This is a genomic window from Sanguibacter sp. 25GB23B1 (genome assembly GCF_040012415.1).
Lineage (GTDB): Bacteria > Actinomycetota > Actinomycetes > Actinomycetales > Cellulomonadaceae > Sanguibacter.
This window is the reverse complement of record NZ_JBDYKL010000015.1, coordinates 39,177-54,444: the sequence shown is the minus strand read 5'-3', so window position 1 is coordinate 54,444 and position 15,268 is coordinate 39,177. Positions and strand designations below refer to the sequence as shown.

Sequence of the window (15,268 nt, the reverse complement as noted above, 5' to 3'; positions counted from 1 at the left end):
GCGGCAGCCGCAGAGAGGACGACGATGTCCGAGACGACGACCGCTCACGGGACCGGGATCGCGCGCACCCCGGTCGTGGAGATGACAGGCATCACGATCACCTTCCCCGGCGTCAAGGCGCTCGACGACGTGGACTTCGCGCTCCATCCCGGTGAGGTCCACGCGCTCATGGGCGAGAACGGGGCGGGGAAGTCGACGCTCATCAAGGCACTCACGGGCGTCTACACGATCGACTCGGGCACCGTCGTGGTGAACGGTGCCCAGGTGGACCTCAGCGGACCGCGCGCCGCGCAGGCCGCCGGGATCAGCACCGTCTACCAGGAGGTCAACCTGTGCTCGAACCTCTCGGTCGCGGAGAACGTCATGCTCGGGCACGAGCCCCGGAGAGGGCCGCTCATCAGCTGGCGGGCGATGCGCCGTGAGGCGAGCCGGTACCTCGAGCGTCTGGGGCTCTCGATCGATCCCGGCTCGATGCTCTCGACGCACTCGATCGCCGTCCAGCAGCTGTGCGCCATCGCGCGCTCGACCGTGGCGGACGCGAAGGTGCTCATCCTCGACGAACCGACGTCGAGCCTCCAGAAGGCAGAGGTGGACGAGCTGTTCGCCGTGGTCCGGAGCCTGCGGGACGCCGGGGTCGCGGTCCTCTTCGTCTCCCACTTCCTCGACCAGGTCTACGAGATATCCGACCGCATGACCGTCCTGCGCAACGGCCGGCTCGTCCGCTCCGCCCCCACCCGTGACCTGCCGCGACGTGAGCTCATCTCCGCGATGATCGGCCGCACGGGGGAGGAGCTCGCGACCCTCGAGGAGGGGGCGCGGTCGCGGGTGCGCACGGCACGCGACGGAGAGGTCTCCGCCATCAAGGCGGTCGGCCTCGGGAAGCACGGCCGGATCCAGCCGTACGACCTCGAGCTCTTCCCCGGCGAGATCGTGGGCCTCGCGGGGCTCCTCGGGTCCGGGCGCACGGAGGCCGCCCGCCTCCTCACGGGAGCCGACAAGCCCGACCAGGGCGAGATCCAGCTCGACGGCCGGACCGTCCGGCTCGACGACCCGCTCCAGGCGCTGAAGATGGGCATCGCCTTCTCCTCCGAGGACCGCAAGAAGGAGGGCATCATCGGTGACCTCACGGTGCGTGAGAACATCGCTCTCGCCGTCCAGACCATCCGCGGCATCTGGCGACCGGTCCCTCGGCGGGAGCTCGACACCATCGTCGACAGGTACATGCGGGCGCTCAACATCCACCCGGCGAGCCCCGGGATGCTCGTGAAGAACCTCTCGGGCGGCAACCAGCAGAAGGTGCTCCTCGCCCGGTGGCTCGCCGTCGCGCCACGCATCCTCGTGCTCGACGAGCCCACCCGCGGCATCGACGTCGGGGCCAAGGCGGAGATCCAGAAGCTCGTCGCGGACCTCGCAGCCGACGGCATGTCCGTCGTGTTCATCTCCTCGGAGTTCGAGGAGGTGCTGCGGGTGAGCCAACGCATCGAGATCCTGCGCGACCGCGTCTTCGTCGAGCAGATCGTCAACGGACCCGAGATCTCCCCGGACACCGTCCTCACGAGCATCGCAGCGAGCGAAGGAACACCATCGTGACCGCCGACATCGCATCCCCTGACCTCTCGACCCGGCCCGGGGCGGCCCCGGAACTCCTCCGCCGAGCGTTCCACCACCGCCTGTTCTGGCCGGTCGTCGCACTCGTCGTCCTGCTGCTCGCCTGTGGTCTGCGCAGCCCGGGCTTCCTCGACGTCTCGGTCCGGGACGGACACCTCTTCGGACAGCTCATCGACATCCTGAGGTTCAGCGCGACGCCGATGCTCCTGGGTCTCGGCATGGCGCTCGTCATCGCGACGGGTGGGATCGACCTCTCCGTCGGCGCAGTCATGGCCATCTCCCTGGCCGTCTCGCTCACCTACCTCGACGGGTCGTCGAGCGCCGGGAGCGTCCCCACCGTCCTCACCGCGATCGGGATCGCCCTCGCCGTGGCGGTCGTCATCGGCACCTTCAACGGGTTCATGGTCGCCGTCCTCGGCATCCAGCCGTTCATCGCGACGATGATCCTCATGGTCGCCGGGCGGGGCATCGCCATGCTCATCACCCAAGGGCAGATCACCACCGTGACCAGCCCGCCGTTCAAGTTCCTCGGCTCCGGGTTCGTCCTGGGCCTGCCGATGCCGGTCGTCATCTCGGCGGTCGTCCTCGTGCTCCTCGTGCTCGTCGTGCGCATCTCCGCACTGGGCATGCTGCTCGAGAGCGTCGGGATCAACCGGGAGGCGAGCCGCCTCGCGGGCGTCCCGTCCCGGAGCATCACGTGGTTCGTCTACATCGTGGCCGCCCTGCTCGCCGGGCTGGCCGGCATCGTCTACGGCGCACCGACCATGGCGGCGGACGCCAACAACATCGGGCTCATGAAGGAGATGGACGCGATCATGTGCGTCGTCCTCGGCGGGACCACGCTCGCCGGCGGCAAGTTCTACCTCGGCGGGACCGTGGTCGGCGCGCTCATCCTCAGCACCATCGAGCGCGCGGTCGTCATCTTCCACATCCCGTCGCAGATCACGCCGCTCTTCAAGGCGCTCGTGATCATCGCCGTCTGCGTCGCGCAGTCCCCGAAGCTCCGCGGGATGCTCCGCGACGCCAGACCGAGACGTGACGGGCGCCCGCCCACGGTCGTGGCGCCCGCCGCGCGCGCGACCGTCAAGGAGGTCGTGTGATGTCGACCAGCACAGCGACAGGCCGCCCCACGGCCGCTGCCCCTCGGCCGGGTCCCGGCCACCGCGCCCGGATCGTCCTCGGTCGCCTCCTCGAGCCCCGGTACCTCCCCGTCGCCGGTACCCTGCTGACCCTCGTCATCATGCTGGCCGTCGGGGAGGCCCGCTACGGCGGCGACCGCGGCTTCGTCTCCGTCAGACTCTTCTCCAACCTCCTCGTCGACAACTCCTACCTGCTCGTGCTCGCGATCGGGATGACCTTCGTCATCCTCACGGGCGGCATCGACCTCTCGGTCGGAGCGGTCGTCGCGCTCGTGGGTCTCGTCGTCGCGAGGCTCCTGCCGCTCGGCGTCCCGCTGCCCGTCGTGCTCGTCGTCGGCGTCCTCATCGGGTCGACCTTCGGGCTGCTCATCGGCACGATGGTGCACGCCTTCGCGATCCAACCGTTCATCGCGTCGCTCGCGGCGATGTTCCTCGCCCGCGGGCTGTGCAACGTCGTGAGCGTGCAGTCGCTCGCCATCAAGGACGAGGGCTTCGCCGCACTGGCGTCGTGGAGCGTGAAGTTCGGGGAGGGACGCAGCATCTCGAAGATCAACCTCAGCATGATCGTCGCGTTCGCCGTCCTCCTCGTCGCGTTCTACCTCCTGCACTACACACGCTTCGGTCGAACGGTCTACGGGGTGGGCGTCGGTGACGGTGGCAACGCGGTCCAGCTCATGGGCCTCTCGAGCGGGCGCACGGTCGTGGGGGTCTACGTCATCAGCGGGACGTGCGCCGGCATCGCCGGGATCCTCTTCGCGCTGTACACGAAGTCCGGGTTCAACCTCACCGGGATCGGCATGGAGCTCGACGCGATCGCCGCGGTCGTCATCGGCGGGACGATCCTCACCGGCGGCGGAGGCTACGTCCTGGGTACCGCGGCCGGAGTTCTCGTCTACGGGCTGATCCAGGTGCTCATCGCTCGCGAGGGCCTCGACTCCTGGTGGACCCGTGTCTTCATCGGTGTGGTCCTCCTCGCGTTCGTCGTGCTCCAGCGCGTCCTCACGCTCCGACGCCGGTAGCGGGCGTCCCGCCCGCGGTCCTAGGGGCGCGCAGCGAAGCGGTCCAGCAGGTCCGAGTGACCGGACACGACGAGGAGGTCGTTCGCGGAGATGCGCGTCTCGTCCGTGGCGTAGACGAACTCCTGGCCGGGCGACTTCACGCCGATGATCGTCACGCCGTAGCGTTCGCTCACCTTCGACTGGGCGATCGTGAAGCCCTGCGTCTCCTTCGGCGGGCGCATCTTGACGATGGTGAAGCCGTCCTCGACCTCGATGTAGTCGAGCAGCTTGCCCGAGACGAGGTGAGCCACGCGGTTGCCCGCGTCGGACTCCGGGAACACGACGTGGTGCGCGCCGATGCGCTGGAGGATACGACCGTGCTCGGCGGAGACTGCCTTCGCCCAGATCTGCGGTGTACCGAGGTCGACGAGGTTCCCGGTGATGAGGACGCTCGCCTCGAGGGACGTGCCGACGCCGACGACGGCGATGGGGAAGTCGCGCGCGCCGACCTGCTCGAGCGCTTCCGGGTTGGAGGCGTCGGCCTCGACGATCGGCAGCCGGTCCGAGTAGTGGGCTACGAGGCCCGGTGAGCGCTCCATCGCGAGCACGTCCTGCCCGAGGCGGTCGAGCGTCATCGCCAAGGACGAGCCGAAGCGGCCCAGCCCGATGACGAGCACACCTGCGTCCTTGGCCTTCTCGTTCCGGTCGGACGCGCGCGCGTCGGACGCGTTCCTGATGTTCCTGTCAGCCAATGATCGGCCTTTCTTCGGGCTGCCGGACGACCCGGCGGCGGTCGCGCAGCGCGAGCGCTGCGGCAAGGGTCATCGTGCCGGTCCGGCCGATGAACATCAGGGCGACGAGGACGTACTTCCCGGCCTCAGGCAGGTCAGCGGTCACCCCGGTCGACAAGCCTACGGTCGCGAAGGCCGAGATGACCTCGAAGAGGACCACGTCGAGCGTCCAGCCGGTGATCTCGAGGAGCAGGAGGCTCGAGACGAGGACGGCGGTCGCGCCGACGAAGGACACCGCGACGGCGAGGCGCAGCGTCTCCCGGGGGATGCGGCGCCCGAACACGTCGATGTCCTGGTCGCCACGTGCCTCGGCGACGATGGCGAGCATCATGACGGCGAGGGTGGTCACCTTGATGCCTCCTGCGGTGGAGGCGCTGCCTCCGCCGACGAACATCAGTGCGTCGGTGATGAGCCAGCTCGCCTCCCGCATCTCGCCCACGTCGACGGTGGAGAAGCCTCCCGACCGTGGCATGACGCCCATGAAGAGGCCCGACAAGAGCTTGTCGTGCCACGACATGGCACCGACGGTGCCCGCGTTGGTCCATTCGAAGAGGAGGAAGAGGAACGAGCCGACGAGGACGAGCAGCGCGCTCGTGACGACCGTCAGCTTCGCGTGCAGGCTCCACCTGCGGACCTTGCGGCGGTTTCGGGCGACGTTGAGGATGACCGGGAACCCGAGCGAGCCGATGAAGACGCCGATGACGATCGGCATGAGCAGGAGCCAGTCGCCCGCGTAGGGGGCCAGGCCCTCGGTCGTGGGGACGAAGCCGGCGTTGTTGAAGGCGGAGACGGCGTAGAAGATCCCCTGCCACGTCGCCTCGCCGACGCTCTTGCCGAGGGCGAGGAAGCGGGGGACGAGCAGGAGCGCGATGGCGACCTCGAGCACGGTCGAGGTGATGATGACGACCCGGACGAGCGAGCCCACCTCGCCGAGCCGGGTCGTCTTCGTCTCCGACGCGGTGAGGAGCCTCTGCGTCAGGCCGATGCGGCTGGACACCGCCATGCCGAGGACGGAGGCGAGCGTCATGACGCCGAGCCCACCGATCTTGATGCCGACGAGGATCGTCACGTGACCGAAGGTCGACCAGTACGGTCCGGTCGGCACCGTCACGAGCCCCGTGACGCAGACCGCGGAGGTGGCGGTGAACAGGGCGTCCACGAAGGGTGCCCGCGTGCCGGACGCCGTGGCGAACGGGGTGGACAGGAGGGCGGTGAAGACCGCGATCACGGAGGCGAAGACACCGAGCGCCAGGCGTGCGGGAGACTGGCGCGCCAACCGGTCGACGAGCTCGCGGCCTGCCCAGAGGCGTCCCGAGAACCCGGATGCCATGCTCTCTCCCTCACGTGGTGCCGACTGCGTACCACCGAACTTTGCCACGTCCCGGCGCTGTGGGCGTGCTGCCACGGACGTCGGTGGGCAGAGCAGCAGGCCAGGCGGCCTTCAGGCGTCCTCGCCCTGTGTCGCCGCAGACCACTAGGGTCGTCGTGTGATCACCCCCTCTCATCCCCGTGCGCCCGTCATCGCCGACGTCGCCCGGGTCGCCGGTGTCTCCGTACCGACCGTCTCGCGCGTCCTCACGGGGTCGACCCCGGTGAGCGACGACAAGCGCGAACGTGTCATGGCCGCGATCCGCGAGCTGGGCTATCGTCCCAACGCGGCGGCGCGTGCGCTCGTCTCGGGCAGGCAGTCGATGATCGCGATCGTCGCGGGCAACACGACGCGCTACGGGTACTCGACGACCATCCAGGGGATCGAGGAGGCAGCGAGGGCCGCCGGGTATCTCGTGGTCATCACGGTCGTCGAGACGCCGGGTGAGGGTGGGGACGCAGGGGCGGTCGAGACGACGATCGACCTCGTCCTCGGCCAGCCGGTCGCGGGCGTCGTCGTGCTCGAGTTCGACGAGGCCGGGATGCGGGCGACGAAGGCCTTCCCGGGCACCGTGCCGATGGTGTCCGCGGTGGCGATCCCGTCGGCTGGCGCCACCGCACCGCAGGCCTACCTCGACGACCGCGCTGCGGCGAAGGTCGCGACGGAGTACCTGCTCGCTCTCGGTCACGCCACGGTCCATCACGTGTCCGTGCCGCAGGCCGTCCCGCAGATGGGCCGCACGCTCGGGTGGGAGGACGCGCTGCGGGCTGCCGGTATCGAGGTTCCCCCGATCATCGCGGGCACGTGGGAGCCGGCGTCCGGTCGCGACGTGGGCCTCGCGCTCGCGACGAGGGACGACGTGACGGCGGTGGTGTGCGGCAACGACGAGGTGGCCATCGGGGTCATCCGTGGTCTCCACGAGGGAGGCAAGGAGGTACCGGGCGACGTGAGTGTGATCGGCTTCGACGACGAGCCGCTCGCCGCCGTGACGATCCCGGCACTGACGACCGTCTCCCAGGACTTCATCGATCTCGGGCGGCGTGCGTTCAGGCTGCTCGAACAGCTCATCACGACGGGGACCGCCCCGCTCCTGTCGTCGGCGTCGCCGGAGCTCGTCGTGCGCGAGAGCACGGGTGCGCCACGGTCGGCGCGTGCCGACGCCCGCTAGTCGCGGTCCTGCGCGGTCCCCAGCTCGTCGCTGAGGGCCCCCGCCCGCGCGCGGAGCCTGGTCGCGAGCTCGACGTCGACGGCCGCAGGCTCAGCCTCGGTGGGGGCTCCGAGGACGCTCGACCGGGTGGCGACCTCGAGAGCCCGCCGACGCATGGCCGCGGGGTGAGCGGGGTCTGCGGCGAGGTCGAGGGCGGCACCGACCTGGCGGACGGAACCTGTCCTGTGCGTCGCACCCCACACCGGGCGGTCGGGGTCGGCGTGGCAGATCGCGGCGTCGACGAGCTGGTAGCGCCGCCAGAGCGGACCGGGCTCGGTGACGGACGCCCATCCCCGTGCCGCAGCGGCGGCGACCGGGTGGCCGTAGGTGCGGGCGTCGAGGGTCACCCAGCCGTGCGCGGCCTGCCGGCTTCCGGGCCCGTCGGTCATCGCGGCCGCCCAGAGGCGCGCGGACGCGTCCGGGCCGCCCGTCTCGGCCAGGACCAGGTGCCGGGGCCCGGCAGCCCAGCCACGGGGGTCGGCGAGCACGACGCGCGCCACCTCGTCGCCGAGAGGGTCCCCGGCACGGAGCAGCGCGCTCGCGAAGGTCACGACGGCGGGGCGCGCGCTCGAGTACGTGTCCGGCGTGACGAACAGGCGTCGACGCCATCCCGTGCGCAGCGGGTCGAGGTCCGCCACCCGCAGGGCTCCCGTGACGAGGAGCAGCTCGAGGCACGTGGCGAGCTCGGTCTCGGTGGCGTCGGTGCGCGTCAGGTGGGCGCGCAGGGCATCGGCCTGCCACGCGTCGAGCTGCGTGGTCGCCTCGTGCGTCCGGGCACGTGATCGGGCGCTCCCGACACCGAAGCCCGGCCAGGGTGGGGCGCCTGCGTCGGCGAAGGCGGTGCGTGCCGCGTCGTCCCAGGCGTCGAGGACGGTCCGCGCCTCCTCGGGTGACGGCTGGTCCGGAGACGGTCCGAACGGCCGGGGGGGTGTCCCAGGCGGTGCGCACGAGCCCGTCGTGGAGCCGGCCCGGCAGCTCCGACTGCGTGCTGACGACCTGCGCGCGGAGCCACGCGGGGAGCGTCGTGTCGCGCAGCGCCGCGAGGATGCGTGCGACGAGCGGGCCGTCCACGTCGACCACGCTCGGGACGAGGTAGGCCAGGGTGTCGAGCCGGCCCCGGTGTGCCCGGACGTCCGCCGTGTCGGTGCGGCCCGACCCGCCGCCGGTCCGTCGGCACGGATCTGCTCGGCGATCGTGAGCAGCGCGTCTCGGCGGGTGGCGCCGTGCGAGACGGCCAGGTCGAGGTACGCCTCGACGTCGCGGCGGGTGCCGCGCACGGCCCGCTCCCGGGTCGCCTCCACCGCGCGAGGGTCGCCCCACGCGGCGAGCAGGTCGCTCGGCGCGGCGCCGTCGGCGAGGAGGTCGAGCACGAGGTCCTCGGCGAAAGGGTGCCTGAGGTCCACGGCAACGCGTGCGAGCTCAGGCGCACGATCACCGAAGACCTCGCGCCATCCCCTCACGACCGCCTCGACGTCCGTCGTGGTGGCGCGACCGCGCCGGTGGAGTGCTGCGAGCGCGTCCGGGCGGACGGCGGCGTCCGGCGCGGCGAGCTCCGGGGAGCGCAGGACGTCGTGGAGGAGGTCCTCCTCTCCGGCGCGCAGCGGTACCGGTTCGTCCCGGTGGAGCTCTGGATCGGCGAGGAGGCGGAGCCGCGTGCGCAGGGCGGGCAGCTCGTCGGCGACCGCGGCCGTGGGGTGGGCGTCCCGCACGAGCAGGAAGGCCTCGTCGTCGGTCCGGCCGCCCAGCACGGCGAAGCCGTGGTCCTCGAGAGCGAGGAGGCGATCGCGCACCTGGCTGCGGTCCCCGCCGAAGGAGATGCGCTGTGGTCGGGTGAGCGCGCCGTCCCGGCCGGCCGCCGCGGCTTGGGTGTGCCAGCCGGCGTAGGGAGTCTCCGGGGGCAGGTCGCGACGGGCGATCTCCACCCGGGCGTCGTGGTGGACCTCGTCCTGCATGACGCGGTCCCTGCTCGGCGGCAGGAACACCCAGCCCGGGGTGTCGAGGGTCTGGAGGATGACGTCGATGTCGCGCGGCACGGGACGAGCCTAGGTGCGACGCAGCCTGGCGCGCGCGCTCAGGACGGCTCCGAGCCCGCCGAGCGCGACGACGAGGAGTCTCGCAGGAGTGTCGGGCGCAGTGCTCGCCGCTGCTGCCACGAGCGCGGAGACGATGAGCGCGTCGGCCTGCCACACGACGATCGCCACCCCCGACGCGTCGCCCGCGGGTGTCGAGACCGGGGTGAGGAGCTGGGGCGGGAGCGGCCCCTTGGCGCTGTCGCGCGCTCGCACGAGCACGAGGAAGCACGCGAGCGCCGCGACGGCCGAGCCGATGGCCAGGTCCGGGCCCGCGACGACCGCTGTCCCGGCTCCGGTGAGGAGCAGGGCGCAGGCTGTCGGCAGCAGGCCGTGGAGCGCGAAGAGACTGCCTGTGCCGTAGCGGTAGAGCGTCGGTGCGGACGCGGCCTCGGCCGCGTGACGGAACCCGTCCGCGACGACGCCCAGGGCGAGGTAGCCGACGACCGCGCCGACCGCGGCGACGACCGGGCCGAGCAGCTCCGGCCCCTCCAGGCCGGTTGCCAGGAGCGTGCCGGCGAGGACGAGGACGAGCGCGCCCCCGGCAGCCCGCGCAGGCGTTCGCAGAGCCCCGACGAGGTCCCGGACGACGAAGCGCCCGACGCTCGACCGTCCCCGGACCGCCCACCAGGCGCGGCCTGTGCGAGGTGGCGGGCGGAACTGGCCGAGCGCACCCGAGAGGTCGCCTGCCGAGGCAGAGGTGCCGGCCGTCTCCCACCGCCGTGCCTGGGCGAGGAGCTCGACCCCGCCGAGAGCGTCGAGCAGACGGGGGACGGCGGCGACGGCGAGCAGCGCGGCCGCCACGAGCGCTGGAAGAGCTGCCGTCTCGGCCCAGGACGGGATGCTGCTCTCGACCGGCCACAGTGCGCCGGCCCATCCGGTGGGGACGAGGATCCCGATGGTCGGGACGACGGCGTGCAGGCCTGTCACGACAGCGAGGATCCCGGCGAGACCACTCGCCCGGGCGGGGCTCAGTCGCTGGCCGAGCAGCCAGGCGACGGCGGCGAGCAGCCCGACCGCCGAGGCGCCGAGCACGAGCGCGCCGGCAGAGGACGAGGGCAGGCCGGTGGCGTCATGGAGCACCCACGCGAGGACGGCGGCGACGAGCGCGGAGGAGGTCACGAGGAGTGCCGTTGCAGTGCAGAAGGGCCGCCGGAGCGTCACGCTCCTCGGGAGGTCGGTGCCGGCGACCGCGACGGTGAAGAACGGGCTGGTCAGAGCAGGTCCGCGGACCTGACCGAGGAGCACGCACGCCGCGAGGAGCAGCCCGACGACGACCCCGACGCCCCGCGCGGCCGACGGCGCGGTGAGGACGCCGAGCACCTCCGGGCCGGAGAGGCCGATGACCAGGCCCCGGACCAGCGGCGCGACGACGATGGCGAGGACGAGGACCGTCGCGTAGACCACGTAGGCCACGTCTCCCGTGGAGCGGGCGTCCCCGCGCCCACCGTGCACGGCCCGGACGGCGGCGAGGCGGCGCGCGGGGTCGGGCGGGTGCAGCAGGGCGGCCTCAGGCACGGACGGAGTTCCGCGGGTCGCCTGCGTCGCCCAGGTCGTGGACGTGTTCCGCGGAGCCGAGGACGATGGTCGCGTCGGCGACGCGCTCGACGAACGTGGGGCTGTGGCTGGCGACGAGGAGGGCGGTGCCGGCGTCGACCGTCCCGCGCAGGAGGTCGGCCACCACCTCGAGCCGCTCGGCGTCGAGGCGTTGCTCGGGCTCGTCCAGCAGGAGGATGTCGGCGGGGCGGGCGAGCGTCAGCGCGAGCGCGAAGAGCTGCGCCTGCCCGGACGACAGCTCGTGCGGGAACCTGCGCGCGAGCCGGTCGATGCCGAGGCCGGTGAGCAGGGCGTGGCCGTGCTCGGTCGCGTCCGACGTCGTCGTGCCCCACGACGCCCCGACGAGGGCGAGGTGCTCGTGCAGTGTGAGGTTGCGGGCGAGGGGCGGCGGGCCGACGAGGGCGGCGAGGCGTGCGCGGAAGTGACGGTCGCGGTCGTCGGGCGGGCGGCCTCCCACGAGCACGGTGCCCGAGGTGGGCTCGGCGAGGCCGGCGACGACGCGCAGGAGCGTCGTCTTTCCCGATCCGTTCGGTCCGCGGACGGCGAGCGCGTGCCCCGCGTGGAGGTCGAAGGTCACGGGGAGCAGGAGATCGGCGTCGTCGATCCGCACGCCGACGCCGCGAGCCGCGACGAGCGGGCCGGTCCCGGGCGACGGTGGTGCGTCGGTGGCACGGTCTGCGGCCTGGTCGTCCGCGGGCGAGCCGGAGCGGTTCCGGCGCCATGGCGCGACTCGTCCGGGACCCATGCGGTCCAGCCTCGCGGCACGTCCAGGAGAACGCAAGCGGCGGGCCTGGGCGGTGGCTCACCGCACCGGCGCTCGCGCGGACGTGTCTGACCTGTCTCCACCAGCGCCTCTGAAAGCGTTATCAAGTGGTGACCTGCGCCACTTGCATCTCCATTTGATTAACGTTTTCATGGATCTGGCCCGCCAGTCCTCCTCCCGATCGGATCCCCATGAGTCGCAGTGCCGAGACCATCAGCTGGGTCGCCCCCCGGCTGCGCGTCGAGATCTCGACCGGCGGCGACGCCCCCGTGCGCGTCACGTCGGTACGAGCCGTCGAGAGCCCGGACGCTGCGCCCAGCCACCAGCCCGGCGTCGCCGACGCCGAGACGGCCCAGCCGCTCGTCGAGGTCCTCGCAGGCGCCCACGGCCGCGCCTGGTCCTCCTCGCGCTACGTCGAGACGATCGTCGGCGAACGGCTCCGCTACGTCGCGCACACCGAGCGCACCGAGCCCGCGCGCGGCGACGGCACGTGGTCCGTCCTCGAGATCGAGCAGGTGGACGACCTCAGTGCGCTGCGGGTCGTCACGACGCTCCGATCGCACGAGTCGGTCGCCGGGCTGCAGACCTGGAGCACCGTGACCAACGAGAGCCCCAGCACCGTCCGACTGCGGGCGCTCACCTCGCTCGTCGTCGGCGGCTTCCCCGCAGGCGACCTGACCGACGTCGAGATCCACCAGGCAGCGACCGACTGGCTCGGCGAGAGCCGCTGGACCACGCAGCGTGTGCGCAGCCAGCCCGTCGTCGACCTCGCGCGCGCCCGCCACGAGCACGATCCCCGCGGTGCCCACCGGGTCACCGGGCTCGGCGCGTGGTCCACGGGCGAGAGCCTCCCCACCGGTGTCCTCGTCGACACGGCGACCGGCGCTGCCTGGGGCTGGCAGGTCGAGCACAACGGCCCGTGGCACTGGCAGGTGGGCGAGCGCACCGACGGCCTCTACCTCGCGGCGACCGGGCCGACCGACGACGAGCACCAGTGGTCACGAGACCTCGTGCCGGGCGAGTCCTTCACGTCGGCGCGGGCATCCCTCGTCGTGTCCGACGACGGCGTCCACGGCGCGTTCGCCGAGCTCACCCACCAGCGCCGTGCGCTGCGCCGCCCGCACCTCGACGTCCGCACGCTGCCCGTCGTCTACAACGACTACATGAACACCCTCATGGGTGACCCGACGACCGAGAAGCTCCTGCCGCTCGTCGAGGCCGCCGTCGCGGTGGGGGCCGACTACTTCTGCATCGACGCCGGCTGGTACGCCGACGAGAGCGACTGGTGGGACGGCGTGGGGGAGTGGCGGCCGTCCGCGGCCCGCTTCAGCGGCGGGCTGGACACCGTCCTCGCGCACATCCGCGCGAACGGCATGGAGCCCGGGCTGTGGCTCGAGCCCGAGGTCGTCGGCGTGCGCAGCCCGCTCGCCGACGCGTACCCCGCCGACGCGTTCATGCAGCGTGGTGGCCAGCGGCTCACGGAGCACCAGCGGCACCACCTCGACTACTCGAGCTCGGCCGTCCGCACGTACATGGACGAGCGCATCGACACCCTGGTGAACGACCACGGGGTGCGGTACTTCAAGCTCGACTACAACATCACGCCCGGGCCGGGGACCGACGGTGCAGCCGACGGCGCCCCCGCTCCCGCCTCGCCCGGCGACGGCCTCCTGCGGCACAACCGGGCATACCTCGACTGGCTGCGCGCCGTGCTCGACCGGCACCCCGACCTCGTCCTCGAGAGCTGCGCGTCCGGTGCCATGCGCATGGACCACGCGATGCTCTCCGAGCTCCAGCTCCAGTCCACCTCGGACCAGCAGGACCTCCTGCGCTACCCGCCGATCGCCGCGGCCGCCCCGGCCTCGCTCCTGCCGGAGCAGGCGGCGAGCTGGGCGTACCCGCAGCCGGAGATGACGCACGAGGAGATGACCTTCACGCTCGCCACGGGCGTGCTCGGCCGCCTGTACCTCTCCGGCTTCCTCGACCGGATGACCGACCCGCAGCGCGCGACGGTGCGCAGCGCCGTGACGGCCCACAAGGCCGTGCGGCACGAGCTGGCCCGCAGCGTCCCCGTGTGGCCGCTCGGGCTCCCCGCCTGGACGGACCCTGCGGTGTGCCTCGCGCTCCAGGCGCCGGCTGCGACCTTCATCACCCTGTGGCGCCGTCCCGGAGCGGCGCAGGACGTCGTCCTGCCGTTCCCCGGGCTCGTCGGCAGCGACGCCGAGATCGTCCCGGTCTTCCCCGCCGACCTCGGCGACTGGTCGCTGACCTGGGACGCGGCTGCCGGCGCCGTCCGGGCGAGCGTCCCCGCCCGGCTGATCGACATCGCGTCCGCCCGTGTCTTCAAGGTCGTCCCCCGGTGACCTCCACCCGCGCGACATGACAACCCTCACCCCCGCGACACACCCCAGGTGGTCGACGTCGACCACCGCAGACGAAAGGATCCTTCGATGACGAAGTTCGCACGCACAGCAGTCGCCGTCACAGCCCTCGGCCTCGCCCTCACGGCCTGCAGCGACCCGAGCACGGGCGGGGCGGCCACCTCCGGCACCGCCGCCGACTGGCCCGACCAGACGGCCGACCTCACCGGGGTCGAGCTGACCGTCTGGGCAGCGCAGAGCAGCGTCGCGGTCCCCGAGGCCGTCGTCGCCGCGTTCGAGGACGCGACCGGGGCCGACGTCACGGTCGAGGTCATCCCCGACTCCTACGAGACGAACGTCCAGACCCGCGTGGCCACGGGCGCGAAGCCCGACCTCGCGTTCTGGCAGCCGACGCCGTCGATGCTCACGGCGATCAACGCCGGCACCAACCTCCAGCCGCTCGACGGCGCACCGTGGATCGAGGACGTCCAGCCGGACCTCCAGGACATGGCCGGCATCCTCGACGACACCCGCTACGCGGCCCTCGTGTCGAGCCCCGGCGTCATCGGCGTCTACTACAACAAGGACGTCTTCGAGGCGAACGGCATCACCGAGGTGCCGCAGAGCTTCGCCGAGGTGACCGAGATCGCGCGAACGATCGACGCGACCGGTATCGATCCCTTCTTCGAGATGGGCGACCCCGGCTGGGCCTCGCAGTACTGGCCCCAGATGCTCCTCGCGGACGATGCGCAGGCCGGCTACTGGGACGACGTGAACGCCGGCGAGAAGACCTTCTCGTCCCCCGAGATGCTCGACGCGATCACCACGTACGACTCCCTCATCGACGAGGGCCTGTTCAACGCCGACCTCACCACCTCGACGTTCGACGACCAGGGTGCCGCGCTGCTCGCCGGCGAGGCCGCGATGGTCGTCCAGACGAACGTCTTCGCCGGACAGCTCCTCGCCCTCGCCGAGACCGACGTCCTCGACGAGACGATCGGCTTCTTCCCGGTCTCCCCGGAGGGCACCGTCGCGACGTCGATCCCCGACCAGGCCAACGGCCTCGTCGCGTTCCGCACCGGTGACGCCGAGCGCGAGGCCGCGGCACGACAGCTCCTCACCTTCTGGATGGGCGACGGCTACGAGATCTTCGTCGAGGCGAACGACGCCGTCTCGATCATGACCGGCGTCGAGAGCTCGCCCGCCGTCCCCGAGGTCCTGCTCGACGCGCACGCGTCCCTCTCGGACTCCGTGGGCTCCATGCAGTCCCAGGCCGTCGCCAACCCCGACCTGTGGCTCAACCTCGTCGACATGCTCAACGACGTGAAGACGCCCGAAGAGGTCGCCGAGGCGACGCAGGCGCAGTTCGCCGAGCTGGCTCGCGCCGCCGGCGCGGACGGGTTCTGA

11 protein-coding genes are annotated in these 15,268 nt (G+C 72.0%); 6 read left to right on the top strand and 5 right to left on the bottom strand.

Features of this window, described 5'->3' with window-relative positions:
- The first annotated feature begins 24 nt into the window (after window positions 1-24).
- From ABKW26_RS10320 to ABKW26_RS10310, 3 genes are read left to right on the top strand one after another with little or no spacing between them, the layout of a single operon-like run.
- Window positions 25-1,590, top strand: coding sequence for a sugar ABC transporter ATP-binding protein (locus ABKW26_RS10320; protein WP_348593370.1), 1,566 nt, complete (start codon window positions 25-27; stop codon window positions 1,588-1,590).
- Window positions 1,587-2,708 carry an ABC transporter permease gene (locus tag ABKW26_RS10315; RefSeq protein ID WP_348593368.1) on the top strand — a complete coding sequence of 374 codons (1,122 nt, stop codon included), beginning with the start codon at window positions 1,587-1,589 and terminating at the stop codon, window positions 2,706-2,708. The genes ABKW26_RS10320 and ABKW26_RS10315 overlap by 4 nt, the downstream gene beginning before the upstream one ends.
- A complete protein-coding gene (locus tag ABKW26_RS10310) occupies window positions 2,708-3,766 on the top strand; it encodes a sugar ABC transporter permease YjfF (protein ID WP_348593366.1) in 1,059 nt (352 codons plus the stop codon). The genes ABKW26_RS10315 and ABKW26_RS10310 overlap by 1 nt, the downstream gene beginning before the upstream one ends.
- A gap of 20 nt (window positions 3,767-3,786) precedes the next feature.
- Here ABKW26_RS10310 and ABKW26_RS10305 read toward each other — a convergent pair whose 3' ends face one another.
- Entirely contained in the window at window positions 3,787-4,482 is a 696-nt protein-coding gene (locus ABKW26_RS10305; protein WP_348593432.1) for a TrkA family potassium uptake protein, read from the bottom strand.
- A gap of 7 nt (window positions 4,483-4,489) precedes the next feature.
- A complete protein-coding gene (locus ABKW26_RS10300; RefSeq protein ID WP_348593364.1) occupies window positions 4,490-5,866 on the bottom strand; it encodes a potassium transporter TrkG in 1,377 nt (458 codons plus the stop codon).
- A 157-nt stretch (window positions 5,867-6,023) separates the two neighbouring features.
- Between ABKW26_RS10300 and ABKW26_RS10295 the strand changes: the two genes are divergently transcribed.
- On the top strand, window positions 6,024-7,073 hold the full coding sequence (locus ABKW26_RS10295) for a LacI family DNA-binding transcriptional regulator (protein ID WP_348593362.1): 1,050 nt from the start codon (window positions 6,024-6,026) through the stop codon (window positions 7,071-7,073).
- On the opposite strand, the gene ABKW26_RS10290 is transcribed toward ABKW26_RS10295, so the two are convergent.
- Genes ABKW26_RS10290 through ABKW26_RS10280 form a run of 3 tightly spaced genes read right to left on the bottom strand, consistent with a single transcriptional unit; the run spans window position 7,070 to window position 11,483 of the window.
- Window positions 7,070-9,145, bottom strand: coding sequence for a hypothetical protein (locus ABKW26_RS10290; protein WP_348593360.1), 2,076 nt, complete (start codon window positions 9,143-9,145; stop codon window positions 7,070-7,072). The two genes, ABKW26_RS10295 and ABKW26_RS10290, sit on opposite strands and share 4 nt — an antisense overlap.
- 9 nt (window positions 9,146-9,154) lie before the next feature.
- The gene (locus tag ABKW26_RS10285; RefSeq protein ID WP_348593358.1) at window positions 9,155-10,699 is read right to left on the bottom strand and encodes a hypothetical protein; all 1,545 of its coding nucleotides are present in this window, start codon (window positions 10,697-10,699) and stop codon (window positions 9,155-9,157) included.
- Complete coding sequence (locus tag ABKW26_RS10280) at window positions 10,692-11,483, bottom strand: ABC transporter ATP-binding protein (RefSeq protein ID WP_348593356.1); 792 nt, start codon at window positions 11,481-11,483, stop codon at window positions 10,692-10,694. The genes ABKW26_RS10285 and ABKW26_RS10280 overlap by 8 nt, the downstream gene beginning before the upstream one ends.
- Window positions 11,484-11,692: 209 nt before the next feature.
- Between ABKW26_RS10280 and ABKW26_RS10275 the strand changes: the two genes are divergently transcribed.
- Window positions 11,693-13,864 carry a glycoside hydrolase family 36 protein gene (locus tag ABKW26_RS10275; protein ID WP_348593354.1) on the top strand — a complete coding sequence of 724 codons (2,172 nt, stop codon included), beginning with the start codon at window positions 11,693-11,695 and terminating at the stop codon, window positions 13,862-13,864.
- 87 nt (window positions 13,865-13,951) lie between these two features.
- Window positions 13,952-15,268 (top strand): ABC transporter substrate-binding protein, encoded by a 1,317-nt coding sequence (locus ABKW26_RS10270; protein ID WP_348593352.1) that lies wholly within the window; start codon window positions 13,952-13,954, stop codon window positions 15,266-15,268.